The following is a 20,666-nucleotide window of genomic DNA, read 5'->3' on the forward strand; positions in this document are numbered from 1 at the left end:
GGCAGGCAGGACGGGAGACACTGATGCACCCGGCATTTCAGCGGAGCCACCAGCGATGGCCGGGTTATGGCTTTCGCATCGGCGTGGCAGGATTCAGGGGCGAGCGAACAGCGCGTTGAACAGGCGCTCAGCCTCGGCCATGCCTTCGTCCGTCAGATGCACCGACTTCGCCTTGCGCGCCGGATCGGAAATCAGTCCGCGTTCGTGCAGTCGATCCATCGCGCTCCAGTCGAAGCCTTTCCAGGCCGTGCCGGTGGTGCTGCGGTTGAGCCACAGCAGGGCAAGCACCGCCTCGTCGATTCTGTCAGTGTCGATGTGCGTCCGCGAGTCCATGTGCGGAAGGATAGCAAACCGGGCTGCACACGGCATCCGCGATCCCGCCGTGAGCACGTATCTCTGCTACGCTACGCTTCGCTATTTCCGCCTTGCGCCGCCGTGCGCCGAATCCCGCCGCCGCCGCTACGGGACCGGCACGTATGCGGCCAAGGGCGATTTTGCTGGATTCCCGAGAGATGCGCGGCAGCTTGAGCATATGGCACTCTCGCAAACGTCGCCGCCGCGCACCCCGCGGCTGGTCGGAAGGGCTGGAAGACCTGCACGATTACATGCAGCCGCATCCGACGCGCGCATCGTCTCGCAGGAGCGCTACCAGCGCGCCGATAATCGTTACCGACGACTGGCCCGAGCAGGTTCCCATCGGCGATGCCGAGCTGCGCGTCATCGAAGGCGCTTTCGTGAGGAACTGGACGCCCTGTTCGGGTCGCTGCCATGATGAAAATCGGCTCTGCTGTCCCGTGCTTCTACGATCGGATGATGCGGCCCACGCGCTTCGGCGAAGTTGACTGGCACGGTATTATGCCGTACATTAACGGTCAAAGGAGATCGGGCATGTCAGCCGTTCAGAAACGCCGGAAACCGGAGCGCGAGATCAAGCGCGAGCGGATCGAGCTGCGCGTGAGCGCGTCGGCCAAGGATTTGATTCAACAGGCGACGGCGGTCACCTGGCCTGACGGCCGGTGATCTGGCCTATGAAGGCGCGCGGCGCGTGCTGGACGAGCATCAACGCCTGGTGCTGACCGGCGCAGATCGGGATGCCTTCTTCGAGGCGCTGATGAACCCGCCGGAGCCGTCCGAGCGGCTGATCGCGGCCATGCGCCGTCACCGCGATCTCGTGGGCTGACGATTGGCGATCGTCTTTGAAGCCCTCGGCAAGCATCACGATCGGTCGCGCTTCTCTGCGGGCAGGCCGATCTGGATGGCTGGTTCCGGCGACGCGCCGGTCAGGATGACCGCCGCGATGTCGCGCGTGTCTTCGTCGCAGCGGATTCGGAGTTGGGCGTCGTCGGCTTTTACAGCCTGAGCGCCTTCAAGCTGGAGCTGGGCGAATTGCCGGAGGAAATCGCGCGCAAGCAGCCGCGCTACGAGAGCGGTTATCCAGCGGCGCTGATCGGACGCCTTGCACGGGACGTTCGGATGCGTGGCAAGGGCTTCGGTGAAGTGCTGGCGGTGGATGCGATACGCCGCATTCTCGGCGCCGCGGAAACGCTGGCGGTGCTGGCCATCATCGTCGACGCCAAGGATGAACGCGCGGCAGCTTTCTACGAAGGGCTTGGCTTTGCGCCCTTCCCGCGGCGGCCGAACCGGCTGTTCCTGCTGGCGTCCTCGGCGGGCGGGGGCTGGAGAAAATGTAGTCGCGGTCGCCGCTGTGGGCCGCAGGTTGATGAAAGGATGTTGTCATGGCGACTGTCGCCCCGCCAAACCCGAGACGCCGCCGGTCGTGGCGACGGCTCGCGCCGCGCTCTACCTGCGCGTTTCCACTCCGCGCCAGGCGGATCACGACTTGTCGATCCCCGATCAACGCCGCCAGCTTGAGGGTTACGCCTCTCGAACGGCTGGGAGGTCGCGGCCGAGTTCGTCGAGCCGGGCGTCTCGGGCACCGACGATCGCCGTCCCGCCTTCCAGGATATGATCGATGCGGCGATGGAGAGGCCTCCCGCGTTCGACGTGGTGGTCGTGCATAGCTTCTCGCGCTTCTTCCGCGATCAGTTCCAGTTCGAGTTCTACGTCCGCAAGCTGGCGAAGAACGGCGTGCAGCTTGTCTCGATCACGCAGGTTCTCGGCGATGATCCCGCGGGCGAGATGATGCGCAGGATCATGACGCTGTTCGACGAATATCAGTCGAAAGAGACTGCCAAGCATACGCTACGCGCGATGAACGAGAACGCGCGGCAAGGCTTCTGGAACGGCGCCCGTCCGCCGATCGGCTACCGCGTGGTCGAGGCCGAGCAGCGGGGCACGAAGATCAAGAAGAAGCTGGAGATCGATCCGATCCATGCCGAGACGGTGCGCCGGATTTTCCGCCTGGCGCTGGAGGGCGCCGATGGACGCGGGCCGATCGGAGTCATGGCTATCGCGTGCTGGCTCAACGAGAACAATATCCGCACACGCTATGGTGGGCGCTGGGGCAAGGGCATGGTGCATCAGGTGCTGACGCGCACGACCTATATCGGCCAGCACCGTTTCAACACCTATGACGTCAAGAAGGGGCGTCGGAAGCCCGAGGCCGAGCACGCCATCATGGAAGTGCCGCCGATTGTCACGGTGGCCGAGTTCGAGGCCGTGCAGCGGTCATTGAAGGCGCGCAGCCCCAAGATGATGCCGCCGCGCGCGGTGGGCGGTTCGACGCTTCTGACGGGCATCTGCTTCTGCGCCTGCTGCGGTGCGGCGATGACGCTGCGCACGGGCACCAGCCGGAGCGGTCAGGAGTATCGCTACTACACCTGCGCGACCAAAGCCACGAAGGGGAAAACGGGTTGCCCCGGCGTCTCTCTGCCGATGGACCGGCTGAACGAGGCCGTGATCGAGCATCTGGAGAAGCGGCTGCTCGATCCCGCTCGGCTTGAAGTGCTGATGGACCAGCTTATCGCCCGGCGTGAGGAATGGGTGACGGAGCGCCGCCAGCACGTCGCCGAGATGGAGCGTCGGGCGACGGAGGCCGATACCAAGCTCTCCCGACTCTATGAGGCGATCGAGAATGGAGTGGTCGATATGGGCGATCCGTCGCTCAAGGCGCGCATCGCCGAGCTGACCACCCTCCGCGACCAGGCCCGAGGGGATGCCGAGCGGGCTGTCGCGCATATCGAGCGCATCAGCCCGGAGATCACCGTCGAGAGCCTTCATGCGTTCGCGCTGGCCGCGAAACATAAGCTGCGCCATGACGACGGCTCCTATGCGCGGAACCATGTGCGTGCCGTCGCTCAGCGGGTCGAGGTCCATAGCAAGACGGATGTGCGAATCTGCGGCACGCGCACCGAGTTGCTACGCACCCTCACCGCCGTCTCTGGCGTAGAGGCGGCGGTGCTAGGGACTCGCGGTTTTGGACCGAAATGGTGCACCATCCGCCACCTCGAAGCCCCCCTCACACCGCATTCAACAGCCTCTGCGCATCCCTCACGGCATCGAAAAGCGCCTCGATCGCCGTATCGCGGTCCAGGAGGCACACATGTTCGATATCAAACGGCAGCGCGTCCACATCGATGAAGCGCACCGTCCCCGCAAAGCAGTCGCGCGACTTCCCTCTGCGCACGGAAGCGATGTAATGGGGCGTGATATACAGGGCAACGGGCGACATGGCGGCCTCGGGTCGATCCGGACGATGAGCCCAGTCTAGTGACGCCGGCCGCCGCCCGGCACCCGCCCGACGCGGGGAGCGCGCCCCCTCTTTCGCTGCCCCGCCGCTACACCGAATGCCCCAGCACGCGGGCGACGTAATGCCGCCCCCACGCCTCGCCGTGCGCGATCGCCTCGGCGACGGTCTCGAACAGGCCGTGGTCGCCCGTCATTTCACCGGAATCGTCGGCGAGCTTCGAACCGTGCAAGGGCTGCTTGTCGAGTCGCGTCACGCGCACGCGAATCGCATAGCCCTCGGACGGGGCCACACCGGCTTCCTCGTCGGCCTCGTCGGTCTCGCGCGGCCGGGGCACGGCCTGCATGGCAAGCAGGTAGTCGCCTACTTCGATGTCCTTCTGCATGGCGGTCGCCTCCATCGATCGAACGCGCTCGAAAAAACGCCAATGCCGATTGTGCTACCGCATCGCGCGGTAAAACAAGCCGTCGGGCGGCACGCGTGTTATAAAGCTTCGCCCGACTTTCATCACGCTCCGATGCACCTCGCGGCATCGGGCTTCGAACCGGATTCATCGATGAAGCTTCGCCTGCTCCTCCTCTTCATTCCTCTCGCGTATCTCGCGGGCTGCACGTCCTACTACAAGAACGTCGAAGCCTGCAAGGACAAGGCCCGCGCCGAGTATCCCGACGCGGCGAGCGCGCCGCTCAAAATCACCGGCTCCGGCGCGAGTTATCATGGCTCGCGGGTGGTCGTGCACGGCACGATCCAGAACCCGCCGAAGCCGCCCGCCACCAAGCCGGTGATGGTCACGGCAGCCGCCGAATGCACGTTCCGCGAGACTTCGATGACCGGTTTCCAGTGGCTCGTGCCCGCGAAACTCGCGCCGAAGCCGCCGGCAGAAGACGCCGACGAATAAAGCCGATCCCCCGCCCGCGACGAGGAGAGACACGCGCATGCTGCTCGCCCAGATCAGCGATCTGCACATCACGCCGCCGGGCACGCTCGCCTACGGCCGCGTCGATACGGCCGCCTTTCTCACCCGCGCCATCGGCGTGCTCAATGCGCTCGATCCGCGCCCCGACACGGTGCTCGTCACGGGCGATCTCGTCGACGCGGGCGGCATCGACGAATACCGGCATCTGCGCACGCTGCTCGATACGCTCGAGATGCCGTGGCGCGTGCTCGCCGGCAATCACGACGATCGCGGCAATCTGCGCGCGGTGTTCGGCGATCGCCCCGAATTCGCGGGCCACGAGGCCTTCCTCCAGTACGCATTCGATGTCGGCGGCGTCCGCGTGATCGCGCTCGACACGCTCGATCCCGGTTCGGGCGCGGGCCGGCTGTGCGCGGCCCGCCTCGGCTGGCTCGAAGCGGAACTCGACGCCTCGCGCGAACGGCCCGTGCTGATCGCCATGCATCATCCGCCGTTTGCGTGCGGTATCGGCTTCATGGACGACATTCGCCTCGCCCCCGACGACAGCCGCGCGCTCGACGCGCTCCTGCGGCGTCATCCGAACGTGGAGCGCATCGTGTGCGGCCATGTGCATCGGGCGATCACCGCGCGTTTCGGCGGCACGATCGTGTGGTGCGCGCCCTCGACGGCGCATCAGGTCGCCCTGCAACTGAAGCCCGACGGCCCGGAAGCCTTCGTCATGGAGCCGCCCGCATTCGGGCTGCATCTGTGGCGCGAGGATCTCGGCCTCGTCACGCATTGCGTGAGCGTCGAACAGGGCGGCGGGCCGCAGCCTTTCTAACGGCGCGCTGCGGCGCGCGCGCGTCTTGCGTATGATCGGCGGCTGGTCATCATGCCCCGCGATCCATGCCCGCTTCTCCTCAGTCGAATCCGCCCGAGCGCCATCCGCATTACTCGCGCGCGACGCTGTGGCTGCTCGCCACCATCGCGGGCGTCTCGGTCGCCAACATCTACTTCAATCAGCCGCTGCTCGACGACTTCCGCGCGAGCTTCCCCGAAAGCGCGTGGCTGATCGGCGCGGTGCCCGCGTCGACGCAACTCGGCTATGCGCTCGGCATGCTCGTGCTCGCGCCGCTCGGCGACCGCTTCGACCGGCGCCTTCTGATCCTGCTGCAACTCGCGGCGCTCGGCGTGTCGCTCGTCGTGGCGGCGAGCGCGCCGACGCTCGCGGTGCTGATCGCGGCGAGCCTGGCGATCGGCATCGTCTCGACCATCGCGCAGCAGGCGGTGCCCTTCTCCGCCGAACTCGCGCCCGCCGCCGAGCGCGGCCACGCCGTCGGCATGGTGATGAGCGGCCTCCTGCTCGGCATCCTGCTCGCGCGCACCGTGTCCGGCTTCGTCGCCCAGTATTTCGGCTGGCGCGCAGTGTTCGGCGCGTCCGTGATCGCGACCGTCGCGCTCGCGGTCATCGTGATCGCGCGGCTGCCGAAGAGCCGGCCGACTTCGACGCTGTCCTACGGCAAGCTGCTCGGCTCGTTGTGGCATCTCACCGTGGAAAGCGCGGCGCTGCGCGAAGCCGCGCTGACGGGCGGCGCACTCTTCGCGGCGTTCAGCATCTTCTGGTCGATCCTCACGCTGCTGCTCGCGGGCGCGCCGTTTCACATGGGTCCGCAGGCGGCGGGGCTGTTCGGCATCGTCGGCGCGGCGGGGGCGCTCGCCGCGCCGCTCGCCGGGAAATCCGCCGACAAGCGCGGGCCGCGCGCCGTCATTTCGCTGTGCATCGGGCTCGTCGCGCTGTCCTTCGTCGTGTTCGCCTTTTCGGCGACGAGCATCGTCGGGCTCGTGATCGGCGTGATCGTGCTGGATGTCGGCGTGCAGGCCGCGCAGATTTCGAACCAGTCGCGCATCTACGCGCTCAAGCCCGAAGCGCGCAGCCGCGTGAACACGGTCTACATGGTCGCGTATTTCATCGGCGGATCGCTGGGTTCGGCGGCGGCGTCGCTCGCCTGGCACGCAATGGGCTGGACGGGCGTGTGCCTGGCCGGGCTCGCCGCGACGGCGCTTGCCGCTTTCAGCCACTGGCGCGGACGCGAAGGCGCTCAGACGCGCTCGCGCGCGTAGTCGTGCAGCGCGTCGAGCACGCGATCGAATTCGAGGGATTTGTCGAAGAAGTGACGCACGCCGAATTGCAGGCACCGCTCGCGGTACGCCGGCAGCGCGTGATTGGTCAGCACCGCGACGAACGCGCCGCGCGCGCGCGCCACGCCGCTCGCTTCGAGCCATGCGAGCACGTCGATACCCGAGCCGCGCTTCAGTTGCAGATCGACGATCACCGCGTCGAACGCCTGCGACGACAGGAGCGCGATGGCGTCGTCGGGCGTATCGGCGAACGCGGTCACGCGCCAGGACTTGAGCGCTTCGATCGCCTCGGTCAGGCTGCGGCGGATCAGCGGCGAGTCCTCGATCAGCAGCGCCGCAAGCGGCGCGCGCGGCGCTCCTCGTCGATCGTCGGTCATGATTTGATCGCCCACGTCGGGCACCCTCCGCGCCGCTATTCGATCAGTCCGTTCTTGATCGCGTAATAGGTGAGATCGGCGTTATTGGCGAGCCGCATTTTTTCCAGCACGCGCGCGCGGTACGTGCTCACCGTCTTCACCGACAGATGCAGTTCCTGCGCGATCTCCGTCGGAATCTGGCCGCCCGCGAGCTTGCAGAAGATCTGGAACTCGCGCTCCGAAAGCAGTTCGTGCGGCCGCTCGGCGGCGGGCTTGTCAAGCTTGTCGGCGAGCGCATCGGCGATGAATTCCGACAGATACCGATGCCCGCGCGCCACCGTGCGGATCGCACGCACGATTTCGTCCGGCGCGGCGTCCTTGTTCAGATAGCCGTTCGCGCCCGCCTTCAGCAGGTTGATCGCGTACTGGCTCTCCGGAAAGCCCGACAGCATCAGCACGCCCTGCTCCGGCCGGATCTGCTTGATCACGCGCAAGGTGTCGACGCCGTTCTTGTCGGGCATCGCGATATCGAGCAGCACGACGTCGAACGCCTGCTCGCGCACGCGCGCGATGGCCTCGTCGCCGGTCGCGGCTTCCGCGGCGACTTCCATGTCGGGCTCGTCCGCGACGAATTGCCGGAACCCGCTGCGCACGATCGCGTGATCGTCGGCTATCAAGACTCGAATCATTCGGGTCGTCCGCGCTGCCGGACGTTCTTGTAGGAGTTGAGCGGTCATCGTTCGGATGCGCCGGACGCGCGCGCTGCGCACAAGGCGCGTCCGGCGCGCGAGGCCTTATCCGTTGCGGCCGGCGAGCAGATCGGCCATGTCGTCGGCGTGCTCTTCCTCGACGGCCAGGATCTCTTCGAAGAGGCGCCGCGTCGTGACGTCCTTGTCGCCGAGATAGCGGATGATCTCGCGATACGTATCGATCGCGATGCGCTCCGCGATCAGATTTTCGCGAATCATGTCGATCAGATCGTGGCCTTCCTTGTACTCCGAATGCGAGCGCGACTTCAGGCTGTCGGGCGCGAAATTCGGCTCCCCGCCCAGTTGGACGATGCGCTCGGCGAGCGTGTCTGCGTGCTCCTGCTCCTCGTTGGCGTGCTCGAGAAACTCCTGCGCGACGGCTTCCGAATGGATGCCCTTCGCCATGAAATAGTGACGCTTGTAGCGCAGCGTGCAGACGATCTCGGTCGCGAGCGAGTCGTTGAGCAGCTTCAGCACGGTCTCGCGGTCAGCGCCGTAGCTCGACGTGACGGGACCTTCGTCCATGTGCTGGCGCGCGTCGGCGCGAATCTTGTCGAGATCGAGGACGAAGGCGTCCGTGGACTGGCTCGGCGCGGCTTTTACAGCAGACGATTTGGACATTTGGTTCGCTCCTCACAGATAGGAATGAGATGACGGTCGCTGGATCGGGCGTGCGCGCTCGTGAAGCGCGGCTTATCTATAGCGCCCTGCTATCCAATCAGGGACTGCGATGCATGCAGCATGCCTGATCGCTCGAAAAGGCCGCGCGGCGGACGAGAATCCCGCGCGCGGCCCGGTGGCTCGCGGTTCGGCGCGAACCGCGCATCACGTTCGGAAGACGCCGAGCAGCAACGTGACCACGAACACGACGAGAAAAATGAAGAAAAGGATCTTCGCGATTTCCGCCGCGCCGGCCGCGATGCCCGTGAAACCAAACACGGCTGCGATGAGGGCGATGACGAAAAAGACGGCAGCGTAGTGAAGCATGTGACCTCCTGCAAAAACGGGTGATGGGAACCGGTGTCGCGCTAACGGCTATGCGCGGCGCTAATCGATGGCTTTTTTCGTGACGACGAAGCCCAGCACCAGAAACACGACGCAGAGAATCAGGAACAGCACGAACAAGAACTTGGCGATGGCGGCAGCCCCTGCGGCGACGCCCGTAAAGCCCAGCACGCCGGCGATCACCGCCACGATCGCGAAAAACAATGCCCACTTGAGCATGATCGTTCCCCGTAAGAATGGATGACGCATCCATCCTAGCGACGCGTTTCAGCACGCGCATTCGGGCAGGCTCCTTTTTTGCTGTGGGAATCCACCGACACCTGCTTTCAAATCGGCTGCGCGCCGTGAAACGCCGATCCGACGACACCATGAGCCACATACCGACGATGCTGCCCGGGGAATCGCCTCTTCATTCGCCACCGGAATCGCCGATCTTCGCCGACGACTCCGCCATGCCGAAAGCCGCCGCCCGGCCCGCGCCCGCGCCTGCGGGCATCGCGCATCGCGCGTCGCGCCTGAACGACTGGATGCGCCGCTATAGCTGGGCCGTCGCGATGACAGTCGCGATCGTCATCACCGTGGGCGGTCTCGTGATCCTGGAGTCGGGACGCATGCGGATCGCGGCGGAATACGAAACCGCGCTCGACGCCAAAGGCGCGACCGCGCAACTCTCGACACTCGCCGCCGATATTGCGACGCTCACCGCCGACGAGCGCGGCTTTGCGCTCAAGCCGGACGGCGCGTATCAGGCGCATTTCGCGGACACGGCGGCACGCGTGCGGCGCACGCTCGCCTCGCTCGATGCGTATTACCGGCGCATCGGCGACGACGCCGCGCTCGCGAGCTTCGCGCAAATCCGCGCCGCCGCCGACGATGAAATCGCGCACGGCACGGCGCGTCTCGCGGAGCCATCGAAAGACGCCGCCGCCGATGCCGCCGTGCCCACGCCGGCCGACGCGAGCGCGAGCGCGGGCACGAGCGCGACCCTCGACGCCGCGCTCGCGCTTCTGCGCCTGAACGAAGAACGGCGCGCCCAGCACGCGCTCGATGCGAGCCGCGCCGATCAGCGCATCTCGACGCTATGCGTCGCCGCGCTATGCGCGCTCAACATCGTGTTGTTCCTGCTGCTCTTTCGCAATCTGGGCATTCAGCTCGACAAGCAGGCGCGCGTGCAGAAGGCGCTCATCACGCAGCAGGAGGAGCTGGATCAGCTCGTATTCGCGCGCACGCGGCAACTGGAAGCGCTCGCGTGGCATTTGCAGTCCGTCAGCGAAAACGAAAAGACGGAGCTCGCGCGCGAACTGCACGACGAGCTCGGCTCGATTCTCACCGCGAGCAAGATGGATGTCGCATGGGTGCGCGGCAAGCTGAAGGACGCCGAGCCCGCGATGGCTGAAAAGCTCGCGCGCGCGCTCGGCAATCTGGATCAGGGCATCGCGCTCAAGCGGCGGATCATCGAAGACATGCGCCCGACCGTGCTCGCCAACTTCGGGCTCGTGACCGCCCTGCGCTCGCTCGCCGATGAGGCCGCGCAGCGCAACGGCTGGAGCATCGAATTCGATTTGCCGGGCGAAGACGTGAAGCTCGGCGAGGCGATCGAGATCGCGCTCTTTCGCGTCGCGCAGGAGTCGCTCACGAACGCGGCGAAATACGCGCGCGCGAGCCGCATCCGCGTGGCGCTTGGCGTCGGTGAAGAGAACGTGTCGCTCTCGATTACCGACGACGGCATCGGCATCCGTCCGCAGGATCTGAAGCGCACGCAGACGCATGGACTCGTCGGCATGCGTCAGCGCGTGTCGGCGCGCGGCGGGCGCTTCGAGATCGAGCGCGTCACGCCGCACGGCACGGCGATCAGCGTATCGATGCCGCGCGAGCGCAGCGCCGACGCCACCGACCTGGCGCAATCCGCGTAAGACGATGCCGACAATAAGTACGGACGCCGCCGACACGAAAATCGCATGCGTGCCTACAGCCCGCGACGCCGCGCTTTTTTATGATTACTAGACCGATAGGCCGGGCGGCATGAGGCGTCCGTCACTCGAAACGATGCGCGAACCGATTCCTGTCACGCATTTCAACTCCAAGGGGAATACAACATGACTCGACTCATCGCTCTGCTGCTGATCGCGGGCACGGCGGCTCTCGCGGGCTGCAACACCGTCTCGGGCGCGGGCCAGGACATTTCGAAGGGCGGCCAGGCCATTTCGAACTCCGCTGAGCAGCACAAGTAACAATCGTTCCATAGCGTTGCTGTAGTTCCCTCTCTTCCCGCCACCTCGTGTGGCGGGATTTTTTTGTGCCGTTGCTCCTACGCATGGCGCAAAAAAATCCGGCCGCGATATGCGGCCGGACTTGGTCTCTCTGCACCCGCTAGGTTACTGCGTGTCGGGCAACTCCAGCGCCGGCTGCTGCGTGTTGCCGCCCTGCGCCACCAGCACGCGAATCTTGCCCGGCACCAGTTGCGAAGCCGCGTTGCCCGAAGGCAGCGTCGTCACGAGCCAGTCCGCGTTATTGCCGAGATTGAACGATGCCGACGTATAGACCGGCGTCTTCGAGCCCGGCAGCGTCGCGATAAGCTGATAAGTGCTGCCGGACACATAGAGCGAGTCCTGCGTCGACGCGGGCACGGCGTTCTTGTAGGCGACACCCGCCATCGTCGGGCTCACGTTGGCGATGTTCGTCCCCGGCGCGACCAGATAGATGTCCAGATTCGGCGCGTTGGTCGAGGCATTGAAGGCGCGCACCCGTGCGCTCGTCGACAGCAGTCCCTTGTCGAAGGGATCGTCGATCACCGCGATCGACGGCACGAAGCCCGCATCCGGCAACGCGATCACCGTGTACTCGTGGCCCTTCGCGGCGTTGCTGATGCTGGTGTCGGTCGCGAGTTGCGTCGTCGTGTTGACCGCGGCGTAGGAGAAGTTGTGCTGGCCGGTGTCGATGTTCGCGAAGTTGGTCACGGTCTTGTACGCGAGATTCGGCTGCAGGATCTTGCCGTTGTCGTAGAAGTCGACGTTCGGCCCGCTCGGGATCGCGTGAATGAAATGGACTTCCGGCGGCGTGACGCCGATTTCCTTGCCGACATCGTCGGAGCTTCCGCCGCAAGCGGAGAGCAGAGCAGCGACGGCGCCGAGCGCGGCAGCGGTGCGGATGAGCTTCATGATTCACCTTCCTTTATTTTGATCGACACCTCGTTGGCCGGGTCCGGACGAAGGCTTGCGCCTGATTCGTGGACCCTGGTTCTGTTTTCTTTCTGGACCGATCGGTCGACGTCAATCGCGCCGGCGATGCGGGTGCCTGCCATCAGCAAAGGATGTGCCCCTGAGGGATGTGAATGGCCCGCTCGCGCCCTGCAAAGCCATGCAGGACGGGGCTTCCGGAATCGTTAGAGGAATTGTTCGGGAGGTGGGAAAGGCACGCGGCGAAGCGGCATCGAACGATGCAGCCCGCCGGTGCGCGAAGCGGCTTTTACAATGAAGGGACGCTCAGGCCAGCCCGCGCCGCCGATAGTCGAACCAGAACGAAAGCCCGACGGAAAGCAGGATGACGAGCGTCGCGATGACGGTCCACTGCGTGATGATCTCGCCGAGCAGCGCCGCGCCGAGCAGCACCGCGACGACCGGGTTCACGTACAGGCAACTCGTCGCGACGATCGTGCTCGTGTTGCGGATCAGGAAGTTATACGCGACATACGCGGCCATCGAACCGACGACCACGAGATAGACGAACGCAAGCCCGGCTCCCGGCGCGACGTGCGTGAGCCGCTCGCCGGACAACAGCGCGATGCCCGTCGCGATCAAACCGCCCAGCCCGATCTGCAAGGCCGTGGACATCAACAGATCGGAAGGCTGCGGCAGCCGGGTCGCGAGATGCGCGCCGCCCGCCCAGAAGATCGCCGCGCACAGAATGGCGAGTGTGCCGAACGTGGAACTCGGCGACGGATCGCCGTGATTCAGCAGCACGATGCCGACGAGACCCAACGCCACCGCGAACCACTCGCCCTTCGCGACCGCGCGGCCCGCGAGCGCGGTGAAGATCGTCGCGAAGAGCGGCACCGTGGCCACCATCACGGCGGCGGTGCCGGAGCCGACGGTGCGCATGCCGTAGGCCATCATCCCGCTGGACAGACCTTCGAGCAAGGTGCCGACGATCGCCGCGTTGCGCACTTCCCGCGCGCTGGGCCACACCGCCTTGCGATGCACCGCGATCGCGAGCAGCCCTACGCCCGCGAACAGGTTGCGCAGCCCGCCGAGCATGAGCGGCGGAAACGATTCGAGCGACAGGTGAATCCCGAGATACGTCGATCCCCACACGAGATAGACGACCGCGAGCGCGAGCGCCACCTGCCCCTTGAAGGAACGCGGCGCGCGAAACGGAAAACGGTCGGGGAAACTGAACGGCAGACGCGGCGGCGGCAGAGCGGACATGCATTACTCCGCGACGGCTGCGCGCCGGACGAAAACAGGCAAAACCAGACAGGACGGCATGACGGAAAACGAAGAGGCGGATGGCGCGAGAAGGGGCCGCTCGATCTTCGGGAAAACCCGGAAGTTCGCGGCGCCCGCCATTATGCAGTAAGCGCCCTCTACGAACGACGGAATTTGAAGATGGTTGCCAACACGCCACGCCACGGTGTAAGGTGGCGGCTGCTAACGCGGGGGTCCTGCGTTGCGCATCGCGATTTCAACCGGTTTCATCGATCGAATCGCTTCGTGCGGCGTGGGTGAGAAATACCCTTTGAACCTGATCTGGATAATGCCAGCGCAGGGAAGCGTTCGGGTTCGACGGTTTGCAGCATCCCGCCACTTCTTCCGAACCCGTACCTTTCCATCTCGTTCCTCCCTGTTTAGCTCCTGAGTCAGCCGAGCTCGGTGTCGCTCGTTCGCGTCGCGCTTCGGAAATAACCGTCCCACACAGGAGATACAACACATGAATGCCAACCCCAAGTTCCTGTCCGAGAACGCCGTCGTCGATGCCGCCGCCATCGCGCCCCTGCCGAACTCGCGCAAGGTCTACGTCGAAGGTTCGACGCCGGACATCCGCGTGCCGATGCGCGAAATCACGCAGTCGGACACGCCCGACGGCTTCGGCGCCGAGAAGAATCCGCCGGTCTACGTCTACGACACGTCGGGTCCGTACACCGATCCGGACGCGCACATCGACATTCGCTCGGGTCTGGAAGCGCTGCGCGGCGCGTGGATCGAGAAGCGCGGCGACACCGAGGAACTTGCGGGCCTGTCGAGCGAATACGGCCGCGAACGCGCCGCCGATGCGAAGACCGCCGAGCTGCGCTTTCCCGGCCTGCACCGCAAGCCGCGCCGCGCGCTCGAAGGCAAGAACGTCACGCAGATGCACTACGCGCGCGCCGGCATCGTCACGCCGGAGATGGAGTACATCGCGATCCGCGAAAATCAGCGGCGCGCGGAATATCTCGAAAGCCTGAAGTCGAGCGGCCCGAACGGCGAAAAGCTCGCGGCGATGATGGGCCGTCAGCACGCCGGACAAGCGTTCGGCGCAGCGGCGTTCGGCAAGGATGCGCTCAAGGAAATCACGGCCGAATTCGTGCGCGAGGAAGTGGCGCGCGGCCGCGCGATCATCCCGGCGAACATCAATCACCCGGAAAGCGAGCCGATGATCATCGGCCGCAACTTCCTCGTGAAGATCAACGCGAACATCGGCAATTCGGCGGTGAGCTCGTCGATCGGCGAGGAAGTCGACAAGATGACGTGGGCGATCCGCTGGGGCGGCGACACGGTGATGGATCTCTCGACCGGCAAGCACATCCACGAAACGCGCGAGTGGATCGTGCGCAACTCGCCGGTGCCCATCGGCACGGTGCCGATCTATCAGGCGCTCGAAAAAGTCAACGGCAAGGCCGAAGACCTGACCTGGGAAATCTTCCGCGACACGCTCATCGAGCAAGCCGAACAAGGCGTCGATTACTTCACGATCCACGCGGGCGTGCGCCTGCAATACGTGCCGCTGACGGCCAACCGCATGACCGGCATCGTGTCGCGCGGCGGCTCGATCATGGCCAAGTGGTGCCTCGCGCATCACAAGGAAAGCTTCATCTACGAGCACTTCGAAGACATCTGCGAAATCATGAAGCAATACGATGTCTCGTTCTCGCTCGGCGACGGCCTGCGCCCCGGCTCGATCTACGACGCCAACGACGAAGCCCAGCTCGGCGAACTGAAGACGCTCGGCGAACTGACGCAGATCGCATGGAAGCACGACGTGCAGGTGATGATCGAAGGCCCCGGCCACGTGCCGATGCAGCTCATCAAGGAGAACATGGACCTGCAACTGGAATGGTGCGACGAAGCGCCCTTCTACACGCTCGGGCCGCTCACGACGGATATCGCGCCGGGTTACGACCACATCACGTCGGGCATCGGCGCCGCGATGATCGGCTGGTTCGGCACGGCGATGCTCTGCTACGTCACGCCGAAGGAGCATCTCGGCCTGCCGAACAAGGACGACGTGAAGGAAGGCATCATCACCTACAAGCTCGCGGCGCACGCGGCCGATCTGGCGAAGGGTCATCCGGGCGCGCAGGTGCGCGACAACGCGCTCTCGAAGGCGCGCTTCGAGTTCCGCTGGGAAGACCAGTTCAACCTCGGCCTCGATCCGGACAAGGCGCGCGAATTCCACGATGAAACGCTGCCGAAGGATTCCGCCAAGGTCGCGCATTTCTGCTCGATGTGCGGCCCGCACTTCTGCTCGATGAAGATCACGCAGGACGTGCGCGACTTCGCCGCGAAGCAAGGCGTGTCCGAAAACGAGGCGCTCGCCAAAGGCATGGAGACGAAGGCGATCGAGTTCGTGAAGAAGGGCGCGGAAATCTATCAGCCGACGTGATGCTTGCCTAAGGCTGACGACGGCCTGTCGCACGAGACGTGCGGCAGGCCGTTTTTTTCGCCTTCGCGCGGCGCAAAGCCTTGTGCGGACTGGCTGAGCGGGTTAATCGGAGGATTCGGGCACTTTTCGTGCTGAACGGTGAATGAACCGGCGAAAACGTCCGAACGCTCGCATGGCGCTTCGCAGCCGATTCACTTCATCATCGAATTGGAGAGTCGACATGAAAACCATGAGACAGATCGGCGCCGCTGCAATGGTCGTTGCGTTCCTCGGAGGACTGACCGCTTGCGGCGACATGACCACGCGTCAACGGGATACCGCGATCGGCGCCGGCGTGGGCGCGGCGGGCGGAGCGGTCATCGGCGGCAGCGCGCTTTCGACGCTCGGCGGCGCGGCAGTTGGGGGCGTCATCGGCAATCAGGTCGGCAAGTAATTTTCCGGGCGGCGAGGCGCGACGCCTCGCCCGAAACGACCCGTTGTTTCATATCTGATACAAAATCGCGCGCCGTAACGCTTTTTGACGTGACGCACGGTGTCGGTCCCGCGCCGGTCGACTAAGCTTCTCCTTAACGGACCCGCACGCTTTGCATCCGATTCAGAGGTCCGGCAAGCCGTAGTGCAAGGAGCAGCATCATGATTTCCGCCCGCATCATTTCCGGACCCGCAACGGCCGCCGTCGCGCTCGCTGCCGGGCTTCTCGTCAGCGGGTGCTATTACTACGGCTATCCGGCGTATCCGTCTTATCCTGTCGTCGACGCGACCTACGTCCAGCGTGAATTCTCGCTGCCCGGGCAGGCGGCATCCGGCGCGGCGGCGGCCACGCTGCCACCGCAGTACGAGTACGCGGTCGGATCGCCTTACGCCGATTACTACCAGACCTATCCGTACCCCTATCCCTATCCTTATTACCCGCCTTATGCGGCGTACCCGGCCTATTACGGCTACGGCTATGGCTATCCCGCGGTCTCGTTCAGCTTCGGCTACTGGGGCGGCAGCGGATGCTGCTGGGGCCGCGGATGGCACGGCGGCGGCTGGAACGGACACGGCTGGCACGGCGGCGGCAACAACTGGAACGGTGGCGGTGGAGGCGGATGGCACGGCGGAGGCGGCCACGGGCACTGAACGGTGCATCGGACCGTTACATCAGATGAGACAAACATCGGCGTTAAACGGCTTCGCGTAACATCGCTGCAACATTTTCCGACTCGAATCTGGCGGCGCACGCCTCAAACCACTTTGTGCGCCCCGACACTTTCCTTATCCGACAAGGCATCGGCCGATTTCGCCAGACGATTGGCATGCTTCTGGCTACATAGCTCCCCCATTACCGCAGCACATTTTTCCGCACACGCTTTCCGTATCGGGGGATCGGACATGATGGCCTTCTTGTTTTTTCTGGCGTGGATGCTCGCCTCGCTCGCCCTTCTGACCGTCTGGGTGTTTCGCCAGACGCCGCCCGCCGGCCGCGAGGACGGCACGCCCGCGGCCATCGCCGAAAGCTGATTGTCTCTTCGCCTGTGACGGCGCGCCCTCACGCGGCGCGTCCCGTCACGTCCCTGCGCGACGCCCGCGCCGCAATGAACCCCCATTGACTCCTTGACGCCAGCCGTTCGCGCCCTATTCTTAGTGAGCGCGTTATGCGCTTGCTTAACCGGCGACCGCAGCGAAGCAGGACATCGAACGCCACGCGCGAGCGCGGTATCGGCTCGTCGCCGTTGCCGCACATGACCCCGGCAAGGAGACCCGATGTTCCATCAGCTTCTCACCCCGATCGCCCATTCCCTCTTCGCTTCTTTCGTCGTCGCCGCGCTGCCGATCGTGCTCGTGCTCGTGCTGCTCGGCTGGGCGCGCCGCCCGGCGTGGCAGGCGTCGCTCGCGGGCCTGATCCTCGCGCTCGTCATCGCCGTGGCGGGCTGGCATTTTCCGGTCGGGCTCGCGCTCGATTCGGTCGCGGCCGGCGCGGTGTTCGCGCTGTGGCCGGTCATGTGGATCGTGTTCGCGGCGATCCTGCTCTACAACGTCGCGCAACGCTCGGGACGCTTCGAGGCTTTTCGCCAGTGGATGGTCGATAACCTGCCGAACGACCGGCGCATCGTGCTCGTGGTGATCGGCTTTTCGTTCGGCGCGCTGCTCGAAGGCATTTCGGGCTTCGGCACGCCGATCGCCATCACGAGTTCGCTTCTGATCCTGCTCGGCTTTCCGACGCTCGAAGCGCTGACCTTCACGCTGATCTTCAACACCGCGCCCGTCGCATTCGGCGCGCTCGGCGTGCCGATCACCGTACTCGGCGCGGTCACGCACCTGCCCACCGACGCCCTCGCGAAAATGGTCGGCCGCCAGTTGCCGCTCTTCGCGTTCTTCCTGCCGTTCTACGTGATCGGCGTCTATGCGGGCTTTCGCAACATGCTGCGCATCTGGCCGGTGCTGCTCGTCTCCGGCGGCGCGTTCGCGCTCACGCAGTTCGTCACGTCGAATTTCATCAGCTATGCGCTGACCGACGTGCTGTCATCGCTCGTCTCTCTGATCCTGACGATCGCGTTTCTGCGCGTGTGGAAGCCCGTCGCCGACGATCGCTTCGCGGTCAATGCCGAGCGCCTCCCGGGCACGGACGCGACGCTCCCGGGCGGCCACGGCTGGGTGCCGTGGATCGTCGTGTCGGTGGTCGTGATCGTGTGGACGGTGCTGAAGATCTTCCTGATCGGCGATGTGAAAATCGCGTGGCCCGGCCTCGACAAAGCCGTCTACATCACGCTCTACAACCAGCCTTACGGCGCGATCTGGGACTTCCAGCCGCTCGCGACGGGCACCGCGATTCTCGTCGCGTCGATCATCACCGCGCTCATGGTCAAGCTGCCCGCGCGGGAATACAGCGCGGCGATCGCCGATACCTGGGTGCAGACGCGCATCGCCATTCTCACGGTCGCGACCATCGTCGGGCTGGCGTATCTGATGAACTACTCGGGCATGAACTACACGCTGGGCCTGGGCGTCGCCTCGGTCGGGCCGTTCTTCCCGCTCGTCTCGGCGTTCCTCGGCTGGGTGGCGGTGTTCCTGTCCGGCAGCGATACGTCGGGCAATGCGCTGTTCGGCAATCTTCAGGTCGTGGCGGCGAACCAGCTCAATCTCAATCCGGTGCTGATGGCGGCGACCAACTCGTCGGGGGGCGTGATGGGCAAGATGATCTCGCCGCAGAACATCTCCACCGGGGTGGCCACGACCGAGCTCAAGGGCAAGGAAGGCCTCGTCTTTGCGCGCACGTTCTGGCATTCGATCCTGCTCACGATCCTGCTCGGCGTGCTCGTCTGGCTGCAACAGAACGTGCTGACGTGGATGATTCCGCCGCACTGATCTCCCGTTTCTTGCGCAGTCTTTCAGCAAGCGTCTTTTCGAGACGCGCGCGGTGCTACCATGCGCGGACTTTCGCTATGCATACCGAAGTCCGCCCGCCATGTCACCCGCCAATCTGCTGCAACTGATCGTCCTCGCCGCCCTGTGGGGCGCGTCGTTTCTCTTCATCCGCGTGGGCGTCGCCGAGTTCGGCGTCGCGCCGCTGATGGCCTTGCGCGTCGGCATCGGCGCGCTGTTTCTGGGGGGCATGCTGCTCGCGCGCCGTCCGCTCGCCGCCACCGCCGCGACGCTGCGCGCGCGCTGGCCGCAACTGCTCGCGGTCGGCATTCTCAACTCGGCCGCGCCGTTTTGCCTCTTCGCGTATGCCGAGCTGACGCTTTCGGCGGGCGCGACGTCCGTCATCAACGCGACGACGCCGCTCTTCGGCGCGCTCGTCGCGTATCTGTGGCTGCGCGACCGTCTGACGACCGCGCGCACGATCGGCATGGCGATCGGTTTTGCGGGCGTGCTCGTGCTGGTGTGGAACCAGATCGCGCCGGAGCACGCGGGCCACGACGCCGCGCTGCCCACGCAAGGCATGCTCGCGGCGGCCGCGGCGCTCGCGGCATCGGCGCTGTATGGCGTCGCGGGCAACTTCGCAAAAAAGTATCTGATGGACGTCGACGCGATGACCAACGCCGCCGGCAGCATGATCGGCGCCACCCTGACGCTCGCGCCGATCGCCTTCTTCACGTGGCCCGCCGCGCCGGTTTCCGCGCACGCATGGGGCGCGGTGCTCGCGCTCGGCATCGGCTGCACGGGCATCGCGTACTTCATCTATTTCCATCTGGTGGCGGTGGCCGGTCCCGCGCGCGCGATGACCGTGACGTTCGTCATCCCGCTCTTCGGCATCTTGTGGGGCGCGCTCTTTCTCGGCGAGCACGTCTCGCTCGTGATGATGACGGGTTGCGCGATCGTGCTCGCGGGCACGGCGCTCGCCACCGGCGCGGTGAAACGCGCGTCCTTCGCGGGGCGGCGCAAACTCGCGCCGTAAGGTCGGGCTCGCGCATGCGCATCCGTCAAATTATTTGGATGCGCGTTGCGTCTTACGGGAAGCCGCGTCATCCTTCGCGCTTTTTGCGCAAGGAGCCGACATGGCCGTTTCGTTCGCCAAGCTGAAGCATGAAATGATGAAGATGGTGCCGCCCACGCTCTTCTTCTTCGTGCTTCTGAATGCCGTCGTCATCATTCGCGCGCTGATGCTGAAAGGCACCGGCATCTCGCTGCCGACGTCGGTTTCGGTCGTCTTCGCTTCGCTGATTCTCGGCAAGTCCGTGTTGCTCGCCAACATGCTGCCGTTCATCAATCGCTATCCGGACCATCCGCTCATCTGGAATGCGGCGTGGAAAACGCTCATCTACACCATCGTCGCCGGCATCCTGCACTACTTCGAGCGCCTGTTCGAATTCTGGAAGGAGACGCACGGCCTGGCGGCGGCGCATCACGAACTCCTCGCGCATATCAACTGGCCGCAGTTCTGGGCGATTCAGATTCTTCTTTTCCTCATGATCGGCAACTACTGCGCGTTCGCCGAACTCGGGCGCGTGATCGGACGCGTTGCGCTCAAATCGTATTTCCTCGGCCCGCGCGTGGACGTCCCGCCGACGTGGCGGCAAGGCTGACTTGTCGAT

The 20,666-nt window shown here is 65.1% G+C and carries 25 protein-coding genes, 1 pseudogene and 1 riboswitch; of the genes and pseudogenes, 17 read left to right on the forward strand and 9 right to left on the reverse strand.

Translation table 11 applies throughout. From position 1 onward, the window contains the following. Positions 1-93: 93 nt before the first annotated feature. Positions 94-333 (reverse strand): DUF6429 family protein, encoded by a 240-nt coding sequence (locus tag LY284_RS07965; RefSeq protein WP_155178378.1) that lies wholly within the window; start codon positions 331-333, stop codon positions 94-96. 555 nt (positions 334-888) lie between these two features. Here LY284_RS07965 and LY284_RS38630 point away from each other — a divergent pair. The 5 genes and pseudogenes from LY284_RS38630 to LY284_RS07985 all read left to right on the forward strand — a co-directional run bounded on the left by LY284_RS38630 (position 889) and on the right by LY284_RS07985 (position 3,540). Continuing rightward, positions 889-1,020 (forward strand): hypothetical protein, encoded by a 132-nt coding sequence (locus tag LY284_RS38630; protein WP_255727827.1) that lies wholly within the window; start codon positions 889-891, stop codon positions 1,018-1,020. Position 1,021: 1 nt separating this feature from the next. Continuing rightward, the gene (locus LY284_RS07970) at positions 1,022-1,180 is read left to right on the forward strand and encodes a DUF1778 domain-containing protein (protein WP_255727844.1); all 159 of its coding nucleotides are present in this window, start codon (positions 1,022-1,024) and stop codon (positions 1,178-1,180) included. A gap of 152 nt (positions 1,181-1,332) precedes the next feature. Continuing rightward, positions 1,333-1,872: a hypothetical protein gene (locus tag LY284_RS07975; RefSeq protein WP_233385732.1), complete on the forward strand. Its 540-nt coding sequence runs from the start codon at positions 1,333-1,335 to the stop codon at positions 1,870-1,872. A 24-nt stretch (positions 1,873-1,896) separates the two neighbouring features. Then, positions 1,897-2,631: pseudogene (locus LY284_RS07980) on the forward strand (recombinase family protein); the annotation flags it as partial. A gap of 24 nt (positions 2,632-2,655) precedes the next feature. Next, entirely contained in the window at positions 2,656-3,540 is an 885-nt protein-coding gene (locus LY284_RS07985; protein WP_255727845.1) for a zinc ribbon domain-containing protein, read from the forward strand. A 197-nt stretch (positions 3,541-3,737) separates the two neighbouring features. Here the strand turns inward: LY284_RS07985 and LY284_RS07990 are convergent, their stop codons facing one another. Beyond that, positions 3,738-4,031 (reverse strand): hypothetical protein, encoded by a 294-nt coding sequence (locus LY284_RS07990; protein WP_041730987.1) that lies wholly within the window; start codon positions 4,029-4,031, stop codon positions 3,738-3,740. Between the two features lie 171 nt (positions 4,032-4,202). Here LY284_RS07990 and LY284_RS07995 point away from each other — a divergent pair, with 171 nt between their 5' ends. From LY284_RS07995 to LY284_RS08005, 3 genes are all read left to right on the forward strand, one after another. Beyond that, positions 4,203-4,544, forward strand: a complete 342-nt coding sequence (locus tag LY284_RS07995; protein ID WP_233385740.1) for a hypothetical protein — start codon at positions 4,203-4,205, stop codon at positions 4,542-4,544. A gap of 37 nt (positions 4,545-4,581) precedes the next feature. Next, entirely contained in the window at positions 4,582-5,382 is an 801-nt protein-coding gene (locus LY284_RS08000; protein ID WP_233385743.1) for a phosphodiesterase, read from the forward strand. 65 nt (positions 5,383-5,447) lie between these two features. Further along, the gene (locus LY284_RS08005) at positions 5,448-6,662 is read left to right on the forward strand and encodes an MFS transporter (RefSeq protein WP_233385744.1); all 1,215 of its coding nucleotides are present in this window, start codon (positions 5,448-5,450) and stop codon (positions 6,660-6,662) included. Here LY284_RS08005 and LY284_RS08010 read toward each other — a convergent pair. The 5 genes from LY284_RS08010 to LY284_RS08030 all read right to left on the reverse strand — a co-directional run bounded on the left by LY284_RS08010 (position 6,641) and on the right by LY284_RS08030 (position 9,009). After that, positions 6,641-7,057 carry a response regulator gene (locus LY284_RS08010; protein ID WP_041730983.1) on the reverse strand — a complete coding sequence of 139 codons (417 nt, stop codon included), beginning with the start codon at positions 7,055-7,057 and terminating at the stop codon, positions 6,641-6,643. The genes LY284_RS08005 and LY284_RS08010 overlap by 22 nt on opposite strands. Positions 7,058-7,092: 35 nt before the next feature. Next, positions 7,093-7,725 (reverse strand): response regulator transcription factor, encoded by a 633-nt coding sequence (locus LY284_RS08015; RefSeq protein WP_041730251.1) that lies wholly within the window; start codon positions 7,723-7,725, stop codon positions 7,093-7,095. A 105-nt stretch (positions 7,726-7,830) separates the two neighbouring features. Continuing rightward, positions 7,831-8,406 (reverse strand): bacterioferritin, encoded by a 576-nt coding sequence (locus LY284_RS08020; protein ID WP_014190937.1) that lies wholly within the window; start codon positions 8,404-8,406, stop codon positions 7,831-7,833. A 204-nt stretch (positions 8,407-8,610) separates the two neighbouring features. Beyond that, complete coding sequence (locus LY284_RS08025; protein WP_008350559.1) at positions 8,611-8,772, reverse strand: DUF1328 family protein; 162 nt, start codon at positions 8,770-8,772, stop codon at positions 8,611-8,613. Between the two features lie 60 nt (positions 8,773-8,832). After that, complete coding sequence (locus tag LY284_RS08030; RefSeq protein ID WP_008350561.1) at positions 8,833-9,009, reverse strand: DUF1328 domain-containing protein; 177 nt, start codon at positions 9,007-9,009, stop codon at positions 8,833-8,835. 233 nt (positions 9,010-9,242) lie between these two features. On the opposite strand from LY284_RS08030, the gene LY284_RS08035 reads away from it, so the two are divergent. Both LY284_RS08035 and LY284_RS08040 read left to right on the forward strand, forming a co-directional pair. Continuing rightward, positions 9,243-10,703: a sensor histidine kinase gene (locus LY284_RS08035; RefSeq protein ID WP_014190936.1), complete on the forward strand. Its 1,461-nt coding sequence runs from the start codon at positions 9,243-9,245 to the stop codon at positions 10,701-10,703. A 183-nt stretch (positions 10,704-10,886) separates the two neighbouring features. Then, positions 10,887-11,021 (forward strand): entericidin A/B family lipoprotein, encoded by a 135-nt coding sequence (locus LY284_RS08040; RefSeq protein ID WP_014190935.1) that lies wholly within the window; start codon positions 10,887-10,889, stop codon positions 11,019-11,021. Positions 11,022-11,165: 144 nt separating this feature from the next. On the opposite strand, the gene LY284_RS08045 is transcribed toward LY284_RS08040, so the two are convergent. After that, entirely contained in the window at positions 11,166-11,948 is a 783-nt protein-coding gene (locus tag LY284_RS08045; RefSeq protein ID WP_233385746.1) for a DUF4397 domain-containing protein, read from the reverse strand. 324 nt (positions 11,949-12,272) lie between these two features. Next, positions 12,273-13,214 (reverse strand): EamA family transporter, encoded by a 942-nt coding sequence (locus LY284_RS08050; protein ID WP_233385754.1) that lies wholly within the window; start codon positions 13,212-13,214, stop codon positions 12,273-12,275. 219 nt (positions 13,215-13,433) lie between these two features. Continuing rightward, positions 13,434-13,575, forward strand: a riboswitch (TPP riboswitch). 141 nt (positions 13,576-13,716) lie between these two features. Here LY284_RS08050 and thiC point away from each other — a divergent pair. The 7 genes from thiC to LY284_RS08080 all read left to right on the forward strand — a co-directional run bounded on the left by thiC (position 13,717) and on the right by LY284_RS08080 (position 20,657). Further along, positions 13,717-15,648 carry a phosphomethylpyrimidine synthase ThiC gene (thiC, locus tag LY284_RS08055; protein WP_014190932.1) on the forward strand — a complete coding sequence of 644 codons (1,932 nt, stop codon included), beginning with the start codon at positions 13,717-13,719 and terminating at the stop codon, positions 15,646-15,648. A 229-nt stretch (positions 15,649-15,877) separates the two neighbouring features. Next, the gene (locus LY284_RS08060) at positions 15,878-16,081 is read left to right on the forward strand and encodes a glycine zipper 2TM domain-containing protein (protein ID WP_374730226.1); all 204 of its coding nucleotides are present in this window, start codon (positions 15,878-15,880) and stop codon (positions 16,079-16,081) included. 200 nt (positions 16,082-16,281) lie between these two features. Continuing rightward, positions 16,282-16,770, forward strand: a complete 489-nt coding sequence (locus LY284_RS08065) for a hypothetical protein (protein WP_233385756.1) — start codon at positions 16,282-16,284, stop codon at positions 16,768-16,770. A gap of 252 nt (positions 16,771-17,022) precedes the next feature. Then, positions 17,023-17,151, forward strand: coding sequence for a hypothetical protein (locus LY284_RS38635; RefSeq protein ID WP_255724154.1), 129 nt, complete (start codon positions 17,023-17,025; stop codon positions 17,149-17,151). A gap of 243 nt (positions 17,152-17,394) precedes the next feature. Next, the gene (locus LY284_RS08070; RefSeq protein ID WP_014190930.1) at positions 17,395-18,996 is read left to right on the forward strand and encodes an L-lactate permease; all 1,602 of its coding nucleotides are present in this window, start codon (positions 17,395-17,397) and stop codon (positions 18,994-18,996) included. A gap of 100 nt (positions 18,997-19,096) precedes the next feature. Continuing rightward, complete coding sequence (locus LY284_RS08075; RefSeq protein WP_014190929.1) at positions 19,097-20,029, forward strand: DMT family transporter; 933 nt, start codon at positions 19,097-19,099, stop codon at positions 20,027-20,029. Between the two features lie 100 nt (positions 20,030-20,129). Continuing rightward, positions 20,130-20,657 (forward strand): hypothetical protein, encoded by a 528-nt coding sequence (locus LY284_RS08080; RefSeq protein WP_014190928.1) that lies wholly within the window; start codon positions 20,130-20,132, stop codon positions 20,655-20,657. The last annotated feature ends 9 nt before the right edge of the window (positions 20,658-20,666 follow it).

The sequence above is a fragment of the Caballeronia sp. PC1 genome, from assembly GCF_021353155.1.
Taxonomy (GTDB): Bacteria; Pseudomonadota; Gammaproteobacteria; order Burkholderiales; family Burkholderiaceae; genus Caballeronia; species Caballeronia cordobensis.